Origin of the sequence: Streptomyces sp. MCA2, assembly GCF_023544705.1 — a bacterium.
GTDB lineage: Bacteria > Actinomycetota > Actinomycetes > Streptomycetales > Streptomycetaceae > Streptomyces > Streptomyces decoyicus.
The window spans coordinates 1-11,304 of the sequence record NZ_JAMJFM010000099.1 but is presented as its reverse complement, the minus strand read 5'-3'; the positions used below and the strand labels follow the sequence as shown (position 1 = coordinate 11,304).

Sequence of the window (11,304 nt, the reverse complement as noted above, 5' to 3'; positions counted from 1 at the left end):
CACACCCCCCACTCGCCCGTGCCGGCGGCCACCCCCGCCAGGTCGGAGCCGCTCAGCACCTCCCGGAACCGGCACACCGCCTCCAGGACATCCGCAAAGCGGGTCGACAGCGGCCCGGGGGAGAGGCGTACCCGGTCCGGGGGAACGTGGTCCACGAACAGGCCCGCCCCGGCGAGCGCCGCCACCAGCTCCCCGGCCCGCGGATGCCGGTAGGCGACATGGGCGCCACGCCGCTCCGGGTCGGCGGGCCCGGCCGGACGCAGCCCGTACGGCTCCAGCGCGGCCCCGGCCAGCTCCGTCAGGAACCCCGTCAGCGCCCGGCTCTTGGCCCGTACCGCGGCCATCCCCGCCTCGGCCAGCAGGTCCAGCGCGGGCTCCGCGGCGGCCAGCGACAGTGCGGGCGGGGTGCCGGTCAAGAAGCGCCGGACGGTCGGATCGGGGTCGTACGGCACGGACCCGGCGAGCTGTTCGCGATGCCCGTACCAGCCGTGCACCGGCTGCACGGCGTACGGCTGAAGATCCCGCCGTACGTACAGCAGCGCCGGGCAGCCGGGCCCCGCCATCAGATGCTTGTACGTCGCGGCGACCGCCATATCGGCCCCGGTGGCGGCCAGTTGGAGGTCCACCGCGCCCACCGCATGACTGAGGTCCCACAGCACCAGCGCCCCTTGGGCGTGCGCGATCCCGTGCACCTCGGCCATGTCGAGCAGCGCCCCGGAGCGGTGCGAGACCAGCGACAGCACGACCACCGCGACGTCCTCGTCCACCGCAGCCCGGAGTGTCGCCATGTCGAGCCCGGTCTCCGGGTGGGTGTGCACGGTGCGCAGCGCCCGCTCGTGCTCGGCGGCGACCCCGGCCACGACATAGCGGTCGGTGGGGGAGTTGTCGTCGTCCACCACCACGGTCCGCCGCCCGCGGCGTGCCTCCAGCGCGGCGACCGTGAGCTTGTAGAGGTTGACGCTGGTGCAGTCGGCGGCCACCACCTCGCCCGGCAGGGCGCCGAGCACGGTCGCGGCCATCCGGTCGCCGATCCGCTGCGGCAGGTCCCGCCACGGCGCACGGCCCTGCGCGAGCCGGTCGCCCCAGTCGCCGCGCACCACCCGGTCCAGCAGCTCCGGGGTGGCGGCGGGCAGCCGGCCCAGTGAGCTGCTGTCGAGGAACAGCCGGCCGTCCGGTACCGGGGCGAAACGGCCGAGGAACGGCGCCAGCGGGTCCCGTGCGTCCAGCCGCCGGGCCCGCCGGGCGGCCTTGCGCAGGGCGGCCTGCCCGCCCTCCGGGGCCGTCACGGCAGCTCCGGGCAGGTCACAGGCCCGGGGGAGGGCGGTGGACGGCGCCCCCGCGCGGTGGGGCCCCCGTCCCCAGGGCGGTGCCGGTGCCCGGCCTGCAGCCGATGGTCCGCGCGCCGGGCGCGCGCTCTCCCGTCCGGCGCGGGGACGCGTTCTGAAGTCACGCGGACAGCGTTGCCGAGCCGCGCCGCGGACGGCACTCACTTCCGCGTCATTCCGGCGAGCGCCCACAAGATCGACTACCGGGATTGACGGTATTTGCGCCGCGTCTGCGCGCCGACGGGCGCCCCATCCCGATGGTCCGTGCGGCTCATTGACGGCCTGTCACGTCGTTGACGTGCCGTCCCGGTGGGGCCTGGCCGGAAGCGCTCCTGCTGCGGGATCGCGTCCACGGGACGGCGCCGGTCTGCTACGTCGCACGTCGTTGCACGGATGACCACAGCCGTCCGCATCCGCCCGCCCGCAGCCGATCACAGCCGCCCGTCCACAGCCGCCCCGCTGCCGTCCGCAGGGGACGCAGCACGTACCGCCCGCCCCCCGGGAGCCCGGCCGCAAGGAGCGTCACCGGCTCCCGGCGCCCGGGCCCGGCCGCCGTCCCCCGCCTCCCGGCCGCCGGGCCCCGCTGACCGGCGCCGCCGGTCCCGGAGCGGGGGTGGTCCGGGCACGGTGATTGTCGGTCGCGGTCAGTAGGGTGGTGTGCATGGCAGACCCCAGCAGCTATCGACCCAAGCCGGGACAGATCCCCGACTCGCCGGGGGTCTATAAGTTCCGCGACGAACACGGCCGGGTCATCTACGTCGGCAAGGCCAAGAGCCTGCGCCAGCGCCTGGCCAACTACTTCCAGGACCTGGCCGGCCTCCATCCGCGGACGCGCACGATGGTCACCACCGCCGCCTCCGTGGAGTGGACCGTCGTCTCCACCGAGGTCGAGGCGCTCCAGCTCGAATACAGCTGGATCAAGGAGTTCGACCCGCGCTTCAACGTCAAGTACCGCGACGACAAGAGCTATCCGTACCTCGCGGTGACCCTCAACGAGGAGTTCCCCCGCGTCCAGGTCATGCGCGGCGCCAAGAAGAAGGGCGTGCGCTACTTCGGCCCGTACGGCCACGCCTGGGCCATCCGCGAGACCGTCGACCTGATGCTGCGCGTCTTCCCGGTACGGACGTGCTCCGCCGGTGTCTTCAAGCGCTCCGCCCAGATCGGCCGCCCCTGTCTGCTCGGCTACATCGGCAAGTGCTCGGCCCCCTGTGTCGGGCGGATCTCCCCCGAGGAGCACCACGAACTCGCCGAGGAATTCTGCGACTTCATGGCCGGCCGCACCGGCGCCTACATCCGCCGCCTGGAGCGCGGGATGCAGGAGGCCGCCGAGGAGATGGAGTACGAACGCGCCGCCCGGCTGCGGGACGACATAGGGGCGCTCAAGCGGGCCATGGAGAAGAGCGCCGTGGTGCTGGCCGACGCCACCGACGCCGATCTGATCGCGGTCGCCGAGGACGAACTCGAAGCCGCCGTCCAGATCTTCCACGTCCGCGGCGGCCGGGTGCGCGGCCAGCGCGGCTGGGTGACGGACAAGGTCGAGGCCGTCACCACCAGCGGCCTCGTCGAGCACGCCCTCCAGCAGCTCTACGGCGAGGAGCGGGGCGACGCCGTCCCCAAGGAAGTCCTGGTCCCGGCGCTGCCCGAGCCCGTCGAGCCGGTCGCGCAGTGGCTCTCCGAGCGCCGCGGCTCCCAGGTCTCGCTGCGCATCCCGCAGCGCGGCGACAAGAAGGACCTGATGGCCACGGTCGGCCGCAACGCCCAGCAGGCGCTGGGCCTGCACAAGACCAAGCGCGCCTCCGACCTGACCACCCGCTCCCGCGCCCTGGAGGAGATCGCCGGGGCACTCGGTCTGGACGCGGTGCCGTTGCGCATCGAGTGCTTCGACATCTCCCACCTCCAGGGCGATGACGTCGTCGCCTCGATGGTGGTGTTCGAGGACGGTCTCGCCCGGAAGAGCGAATACCGCCGCTTCCAGATCAAGAGCTTCCAGGGCCAGGACGATGTCCGGTCCATGCACGAGGTCATCGGCCGCCGCTTCAAGCGCTATCTCCAGGAGAAGCAGAAGTCCGGCGAGTGGACGGAGGAGCCGTCCGACGACGCCCGCGTGGACGACAACGGCGCCACGGCCGCCACCGTCACCGCGGGCACGGACGACCTGGAGCCGGACCCGATGGCCGGCCGCCCGACCGACGAGGACGGCCGCCCCAAGCGGTTCGCCTACCCGCCCCAGCTCGTGGTCGTCGACGGTGGCGCCCCGCAGGTCGCGGCCGCCCGCCGGGCCCTGGACGAGCTCGGTATCGACGATGTCGCCGTCTGCGGCCTGGCCAAGCGCCTCGAAGAGGTCTGGCTCCCGGAGGAGGACGACCCGGTCGTGCTGCCGCGCAGCAGCGAGGGCCTCTACCTCCTCCAGCGCGTCCGCGACGAGGCGCACCGCTTCGCCATCGCCTACCAGCGCAGCAAGCGCACCAAGCGGCTGAAGTCCTCGCCGCTCGACGCCGTCGCCGGGCTGGGCGACACCCGCCGCCAGGCACTGCTCAAGCACTTCGGCTCGTTGAAGAAGCTGCGGGCCGCGACGGTCGACGAAATCTGCGAGGTCCCGGGCGTCGGCCGCAAGACCGCGGAGACGGTCGCCGCGGCCCTGGCCGGGGCGGCACCGTCCGCCCCCGCGGTGAACACCGCCACAGGAGAGATCATTGAGGATGACGGGGTCCCACCGGCCGCGTTGTCGGCAGAACGGGGGCAGGAACGATGAGCACACCGCATGAAGCGCAGAAAACCGAGAGAGACGGTGCACAGGTGAGTACGGGCACGACCGACAACGGCGAGAGCGCCGCGATCCCCGAGTTGGTGATCATCTCCGGGATGTCCGGCGCGGGCCGCAGCACCGCCGCGAAGTGCCTGGAGGACCTCGGCTGGTTCGTGGTGGACAACATCCCGCCCGAGCTGATCGCGCCGATGGTCGAGCTGGGCGCCCGCTCGCAGGGCAATGTCGCCCGGATCGCGGTCGTCGTCGACGTCCGCGGCCGCCGTTTCTTCGCCAACCTCAAGGAATCGCTGGCCACCCTCGACGCGCAGAACGTCAAGCGCCGCATCGTCTTCCTGGAGTCCTCCGACGAGGCCCTGGTGCGCCGCTTCGAGTCCGTGCGCCGTCCGCACCCCCTCCAGGGCGACGGCCGGATCGTCGACGGCATCGCCGCCGAGCGCGATCTGCTGCGCGAGCTGCGCGGCGACGCCGACCTGGTGATCGACACCTCCAGCCTCAACGTCCACGAACTGCGCGCCAAGATGGATGCCCAGTTCGCCGGCGAAGAGGTGCCCGAGCTGCGCGCCACGGTCATGTCCTTCGGCTTCAAGTACGGCCTGCCGGTCGACGCCGACATGGTCATCGACTGCCGCTTCATCCCCAACCCGCACTGGGTCCCCGAGCTGCGCCCCTTCACGGGTCTCAACGACGAGGTCTCCAGCTACGTCTTCAGCCAGCCAGGCTCCAAGGAATTCCTGGACGGCTACGCCGAGCTGCTGCGGATCGTCGCCGAGGGCTACCGCCGTGAGGGCAAGCGCTATGTGACCATCGCCGTGGGCTGTACGGGCGGCAAGCACCGCAGCGTCGCGATGTCCGAGAAGCTGGCCCGGCGCCTGGTCTCCGAGGGAGTGGAAACCGTCGTCGTCCACCGGGACATGGGGCGCGAGTGAGCGCGCGGGCACCACGGCTGCGCAGGGTCCGGCGATTTGTCCCCAGCGGCCGTATGACGAAGGGGGCCACCCCCAAGGTGGTGGCCCTGGGCGGAGGCATGGGCCTGTCCGCCTCACTGACCGCACTGCGCCGCATCACCGGTGACCTGACCGCCGTGGTCACGGTCGCCGACGACGGCGGCTCCAGCGGCCGCCTCCGCGACGAGCTGGGCGTCCTGCCGCCCGGCGATCTGCGCAAGGCGCTGGCCGCGCTGTGCGGCGACGACGACTGGGGCCAGACCTGGTCCCAGGTGATCCAGCACCGCTTCCAGAGCGAGGGCGAGCTGCACGACCACGCGGTCGGCAATCTGCTGATCGTCGCGCTGTGGGAGCAGCTCGGCGACCACGTCCAGGCGCTCGACCTGGTCGGCAAGCTGCTCGGCGCGCACGGCCGGGTGCTGCCCATGTCGGCGGTGCCCCTGGAACTCCAGGCCGAGGTCAAGGGCCATGAACCGGACCGTCCTGACGCGATCACCACGGTCCGCGGCCAGGCCACCGTCGCGCTCACCCGCGGCGAGGTGCAGTCCGTCCATGTGGTGCCGAAGGAGCCGCCGGCCGTCCCCGAGGCGGTCGCCGCGGTGCGGGACGCCGACTGGGTGGTGCTCGGCCCGGGCTCCTGGTTCTCCTCCGTGATCCCGCATCTTCTGGTGCCGGAGCTGCGCGAGGCGCTGGAGGAGACCAAGGCCCGAAAAGTCCTTTCGCTCAACCTTGCGCCCCAACCGGGCGAAACCGATGGCTTCTCCCCGCAGCGTCATTTGGAGGTTTTGGCCCGACACGCCCCTAAACTCGCCTTCGACGTGGTGCTGGCCGACAAGGCCGCCGTGCCCGACATCGAAGGTCTGACGGTTGCCGCCAAGCAGCTGGTCGGCAGCGAGGTCGAGCTGGCGGCGGTCGCCGCACAAGGAGACGACACCCGGTCCAGCACCGGGCAAGCCCCCGACCGGCACGACCCGGAGCTGCTGGCAGCCGCGTACGACCGTATTTTTCGGATGCATGGAAGGATCGGCCCATGGCGATGACGGCAGCGGTGAAGGATGAAATCTCCCGGCTCCCCGTCACCCGGACCTGCTGCCGGAAGTCGGAGGTCTCGTCGATCCTGCGGTTCGCGGGCGGTCTGCATCTGGTCAGCGGACGCATCGTGATCGAGGCGGAGCTGGATACGGGCATCGCGGCCCGGCGGCTGCGCAAGGACATCCTGGAGATCTTCGGGCACAGCTCCGACCTGGTGGTGATGGCCCCCGGCGGCCTGCGGCGCGGCAGCCGCTACGTCGTACGGGTCGTGGCCGGCGGCGACCAGCTGGCGCGCCAGACCGGCCTGGTGGACGGCCGCGGCCGCCCCATCCGCGGTCTGCCCCCGCAGGTGGTCTCCGGCGCGACCTGCGACGCCGAGGCGGCCTGGCGCGGGGCCTTCCTGGCCCACGGCTCGCTGACCGAACCCGGCCGCTCCTCGTCGCTGGAGGTCACCTGCCCCGGGCCCGAGGCGGCGCTCGCACTGGTCGGCGCCGCCCGCCGGCTCGGCATCGGCGCGAAGGCCCGTGAGGTGCGCGGCGTGGACCGCGTCGTCGTCCGGGACGGTGACGCGATCGGCGCGCTGCTGACGCGGCTCGGCGCGCATGAGTCGGTGCTCGCGTGGGAGGAGCGGCGGATGCGCCGCGAGGTCCGCGCCACCGCCAACCGCCTCGCCAACTTCGACGACGCCAACCTCCGCCGCTCGGCACGCGCCGCGGTCGCCGCGGGCGCCCGGGTCCAGCGGGCCCTGGAGATCCTGGGCGAGGAGGTCCCCGAGCACCTCGCGGCGGCCGGCCGTCTGCGCATGGAGCACAAGCAGGCGTCGCTGGAGGAGCTGGGCGCCCTCGCCGACCCGCCGCTGACGAAGGACGCCGTCGCCGGCCGGATCCGCCGGCTGCTGGCGATGGCCGACAAGCGCGCCCAGGACCTCGGTATCCCCGGCACCGAGTCCAACCTCACCGAGGAACTCGCCGAGGGCATGGTCGGCTGAACGGGAGCCGGTCCTTCGCCGTATTGCGCCCCTGGCGCCCGCACCGGGCGCCGGGGGCGCCGCCGTATGCGGACGTGGTGACGGGGGCACGCAGGAGCGGTCGTCAGAGGGGCTGAAGGGCGCTCACTTGAGCACCTTTCGAGGCCGATGTCAATGTCACGTACGTCTCTTACAGGGGGTAGGGTCGGAGGCGGTCGGGGACATCCCATACAGCTCGCCGGTAACTGCGCCGGCGTACCAACGAGGAGATCGGTTCGTGACGATCCGCGTAGGCATCAACGGATTCGGCCGCATTGGTCGTAACTACTTCCGCGCGCTCCTGGAGCAGGGCGCGGACATCGAGATCGTCGGTGTCAACGACCTGACCGACAACGCCACCCTGGTCCACCTGCTGAAGTACGACACCATCCTGGGTCGCCTCAAGCAGGACGTCAGCCACACCGACGACACCATCACGGTCGGCAACCAGACCTTCAAGACGATGGCCGAGCGCGACCCGGCGAAGCTCCCCTGGGCCGAGCTCGGCGCCGACATCGTCATCGAGTCGACCGGCATCTTCACCAAGAAGGCCGACGCCGAGAAGCACCTCGCGGCCGGCGCCAAGAAGGTTCTGATCTCCGCGCCCGCCAAGGACGAGGACATCACGATCGTGATGGGCGTCAACAACGACCAGTACGACGCGGCCAAGCACCACATCATCTCCAACGCCTCCTGCACCACCAACTGTGTGGCGCCGATGGCGAAGGTTCTCGACGAGAACTTCGGCATCGTCAAGGGCATGATGACCACGGTCCACGCGTACACCAACGACCAGCGCATCCTGGACTTCCCGCACAGCGACCTGCGCCGCGCCCGCGCCGCCGCGGAGAACATCATCCCGACCTCGACGGGTGCCGCCAAGGCCACCGCCCTGGTCCTCCCGCAGCTCAAGGGCAAGCTGGACGGCATCGCGATGCGCGTGCCCGTCCCCACCGGCTCGGTCACCGACCTGGTCCTGGAGCTCGACCGCGAGGTCACCAAGGACGAGATCAACACCGCCTTCCAGAAGGCCGCCGAGGGTCAGCTCAAGGGCATCCTCGAGTACACCGAGGACCCGATCGTCTCCTCGGACATCGTGAACTTCCCGGCCTCCTGCACCTTCGACTCCCAGCTGACGATGTCGCAGGGCAAGCAGGTCAAGGTCGTCGGCTGGTACGACAACGAGTGGGGCTACTCCAACCGCCTGGTGGACCTGACCACCTTCGTCGGCGGCCAGCTCTGATCCCTGGTTGACACCCGGGACACCGAGATGTGGGGACGGGGCTCGTGCGACGCGATGAGGCGTCGTACGGGCCCCGTTCCGCGACCGACCGACCCATGTGATGGAGTCACTCCTCATGAAGACGATCGACGACCTCCAGGTAGCCGGTAAGCGGGTCTTCGTCCGCGCCGACCTGAACGTGCCGCTGGACGGCACCAGCATCACCGACGACGGCCGGATCCGCGCCGTCGCCCCGACGATCGCCAAGCTCGTCGAGCGCGGCGCCAAGGTGATCGTCGCCTCCCACCTGGGCCGCCCCAAGGGCGCCCCGGACCCGGCCTACTCGCTGGCCCCCGCGGCCGAGCGGCTGGGTGAAATCCTCGGTCAGGCCGTGGCGTTCGCCACCGACACGGTCGGCGAGTCCGCCCGCTCGGTGACCGCGGGCCTGGCCGACGGCCAGGTGGCCGTGCTGGAGAACCTTCGCTTCAACCCGGGCGAGACCAGCAAGGACGACGCCGAGCGCGGTGCCTTCGCCGACCAGCTCGCCGCCCTCGCGGACCTCTACGTGGGCGACGGCTTCGGTGCCGTGCACCGCAAGCACGCCTCCGTGTACGACCTGCCCGCGCGCCTTCCGCACGCCGCCGGCGATCTGATCGCCACCGAGGTCCGGGTCCTGAAGAAGCTCACCGATGACGTCAAGCGCCCGTACGTCGTCGCGCTCGGCGGCGCCAAGGTCTCCGACAAGCTGGCCGTCATCGACCAGCTGCTGGAGAAGGCCGACCGCATCCTGGTCGGCGGCGGTATGGCGTACACCTTCCTCAAGGCCAAGGGCCACGAGGTCGGTATCTCGCTGCTCCAGGAGGACCAGGTCCCGGCCTGCCAGGAGTACCTGGCACGGGCCGAGAAGCGCGGCGTGGAGTTCGTGCTCCCCGTCGACGTACTGGTTTCGGCCGAGTTCCCCGACCTGAAGACCAAGGCCCCGGCTCACCCCCAGGTCGTCGCCTCGGACGCCATCCCGGCCGACCAGGAGGGCCTGGACATCGGCCCGAAGACCCGCGAGCTCTACGCCGCGAAGTGCGCCGACGCGGGCACGGTCTTCTGGAACGGCCCGATGGGCGTCTTCGAGCACCCCGACTACGCCGGCGGCACCAAGGCCGTCGCGCAGGGCCTGCTGGACTCGGACGCCTTCACCGTCGTCGGTGGCGGTGACTCGGCCGCCGCCGTACGTCTGCTGGGCTTCGACGAGAACGCATTCGGCCACATCTCGACCGGTGGTGGCGCCAGCCTCGAATACCTCGAGGGCAAGACGCTCCCCGGCCTCGCCGCACTGGAGGACTGAACAACGTGACCGCTCTGAACAACGGCCGCACCCCGCTGATGGCGGGCAACTGGAAGATGAACCTCAACCACCTCGAGGCCATCGCCCACGTCCAGAAGCTCGCCTTCGCCCTTGCCGACAAGGACTTCGACGCCGTAGAGGTCGCGGTCCTGCCGCCCTTCACCGACCTGCGGTCGGTGCAGACGCTGGTCGACGGCGACAAGCTCAAGATCAAGTACGGCGCCCAGGACATCTCCGCGCACGACTCCGGTGCCTACACCGGTGAGATCTCCGGCGCGATGCTCTCCAAGCTCAAGTGCGCCTTCGTGACCGTCGGCCACAGCGAGCGCCGCCAGTACCACTGCGAGAACGAAGAGATCTGCAACGCCAAGGTCAAGGCCGCGTTCAAGCACGGCCTCACCCCGATCCTGTGCGTCGGTGAGGGCCTGGACGTCCGCAAGGCCGGCAACCAGGTCGCGCACACCCTCGCCCAGGTCGACGGCGGTCTGGCGGACGTCCCGGCGGAGCAGGCCGAGACGATCGTGATCGCCTACGAGCCGGTGTGGGCCATCGGCACCGGCGAGGTCGCCACCCCCGAGGACGCGCAGGAGGTCTGCGGTGCCATCCGCGGCCGCCTCGCCGAGCTCTACAGCCAGGAGCTGGCCGACAAGGTCCGCATCCAGTACGGCGGCTCCGTCAAGTCCGGCAATGTCGCCGCGATCATGGCGCAGCCCGACGTCGACGGCGCGCTGATCGGTGGCGCGGCCCTCGACTCGGAAGAGTTTGTGAAGATCGTCCGCTTCCGCGACCAGTAGCAACTATGACGAGGGGGAGCCCTCGTCGTACCCTGTCGGGGCCGGGACCGGTGCAGCAGCGCCGTCCCCGGCCCCGCAGCGTTTGTTGCGGATATCGTGATCCATACGTCCGTCCGTCAGTCCTAGAGAGTTGGTCCAGCCGTGGTCATCGGGTTCTCGATCGCCCTCATCGTCTTCAGCCTGCTGCTGATGATGCTGGTGCTCATGCACAAGGGGAAGGGCGGCGGCCTGTCCGACATGTTCGGTGGCGGTATGCAGTCCTCGGTCGGTGGCTCCTCGGTCGCCGAGCGCAACCTCGACCGCATCACCATCGTGATCGGTCTGTTGTGGTTCGCCTGCATTGTCGTGCTGGGCATCCTGATGAAGCTCGGCAGCTGACACAGCGTCGGAGGAGCGGCTTATCATCAGGGTGGCGTCCTCGGACGGGTAACTCCAGCCACTGGACGCGCGTTGGGCCTTACGTAGACTGGGGCGTTCCGCAGCGCAGCTGCTGCGAGAGGCTGTGCAGCACCATTACGCAGGGAGTTACGACCGTGGCAAGTGGCAACGCGATCCGAGGAAGTCGGGTCGGGGCGGGGCCGATGGGGGAGGCCGAGCGCGGCGAGTCCGCGCCGCGCATCCGCATCTCCTTCTGGTGCTCCAACGGGCACGAGACGCAGCCCAGCTTCGCCGGCGATGCGCAGGTTCCCGACACCTGGGACTGCCCGCGCTGTGGTTTCCCGGCAGGCAAGGACCGGGACAGCCCGCCGGACCCGCCGCGCACCGAGCCGTACAAGACCCACCTCGCCTACGTCCGGGAGCGCCGCAGCGACGCCGACGGTGAGGCGATCCTCGCGGAGGCGCTCGCCAAGCTCCGCGGCGAGATCTGACGGACC

Annotated in this window: 10 protein-coding genes; 9 read left to right on the top strand and 1 reads right to left on the bottom strand. The window is 70.9% G+C overall.

Translation table 11 applies throughout. The features are described from left to right. Positions 1 to 1,286 (bottom strand): aminotransferase class V-fold PLP-dependent enzyme (locus tag M8I34_RS40585; RefSeq protein WP_250058084.1); only part of this gene is annotated, 1,286 nt, incomplete at its 3' end. A gap of 700 nt (positions 1,287 to 1,986) precedes the next feature. Here M8I34_RS40585 and uvrC point away from each other — a divergent pair. The 9 genes from uvrC (at position 1,987) to M8I34_RS40540 (ending at position 11,298) form a co-directional block, all read left to right on the top strand. Further along, positions 1,987 to 4,077, top strand: coding sequence for an excinuclease ABC subunit UvrC (uvrC, locus tag M8I34_RS40580; protein ID WP_244415573.1), 2,091 nt, complete (start codon positions 1,987 to 1,989; stop codon positions 4,075 to 4,077). Continuing rightward, complete coding sequence (rapZ, locus tag M8I34_RS40575) at positions 4,074 to 5,018, top strand: RNase adapter RapZ (protein WP_051818455.1); 945 nt, start codon at positions 4,074 to 4,076, stop codon at positions 5,016 to 5,018. The genes uvrC and rapZ overlap by 4 nt, the downstream gene beginning before the upstream one ends. Before the next feature lie 53 nt (positions 5,019 to 5,071). Further along, on the top strand, positions 5,072 to 6,076 hold the full coding sequence (yvcK, locus tag M8I34_RS40570) for a uridine diphosphate-N-acetylglucosamine-binding protein YvcK (protein ID WP_284051382.1): 1,005 nt from the start codon (positions 5,072 to 5,074) through the stop codon (positions 6,074 to 6,076). Continuing rightward, positions 6,067 to 7,056: a DNA-binding protein WhiA gene (gene whiA / locus M8I34_RS40565; RefSeq protein WP_018091880.1), complete on the top strand. Its 990-nt coding sequence runs from the start codon at positions 6,067 to 6,069 to the stop codon at positions 7,054 to 7,056. The genes yvcK and whiA overlap by 10 nt, the downstream gene beginning before the upstream one ends. A 256-nt stretch (positions 7,057 to 7,312) precedes the next feature. Beyond that, positions 7,313 to 8,317, top strand: coding sequence for a type I glyceraldehyde-3-phosphate dehydrogenase (gene gap, locus M8I34_RS40560; protein WP_244415575.1), 1,005 nt, complete (start codon positions 7,313 to 7,315; stop codon positions 8,315 to 8,317). Between the two features lie 115 nt (positions 8,318 to 8,432). Beyond that, on the top strand, positions 8,433 to 9,635 hold the full coding sequence (gene pgk, locus M8I34_RS40555) for a phosphoglycerate kinase (protein ID WP_250058082.1): 1,203 nt from the start codon (positions 8,433 to 8,435) through the stop codon (positions 9,633 to 9,635). A gap of 38 nt (positions 9,636 to 9,673) precedes the next feature. Beyond that, complete coding sequence (gene tpiA, locus M8I34_RS40550; protein ID WP_250058085.1) at positions 9,674 to 10,429, top strand: triose-phosphate isomerase; 756 nt, start codon at positions 9,674 to 9,676, stop codon at positions 10,427 to 10,429. Positions 10,430 to 10,570: 141 nt separating this feature from the next. Further along, positions 10,571 to 10,807, top strand: coding sequence for a preprotein translocase subunit SecG (gene secG / locus M8I34_RS40545; RefSeq protein ID WP_030086299.1), 237 nt, complete (start codon positions 10,571 to 10,573; stop codon positions 10,805 to 10,807). Positions 10,808 to 10,962: 155 nt separating this feature from the next. Continuing rightward, on the top strand, positions 10,963 to 11,298 hold the full coding sequence (locus tag M8I34_RS40540) for an RNA polymerase-binding protein RbpA (protein WP_016578660.1): 336 nt from the start codon (positions 10,963 to 10,965) through the stop codon (positions 11,296 to 11,298). The last annotated feature ends 6 nt before the right edge of the window (positions 11,299 to 11,304 follow it).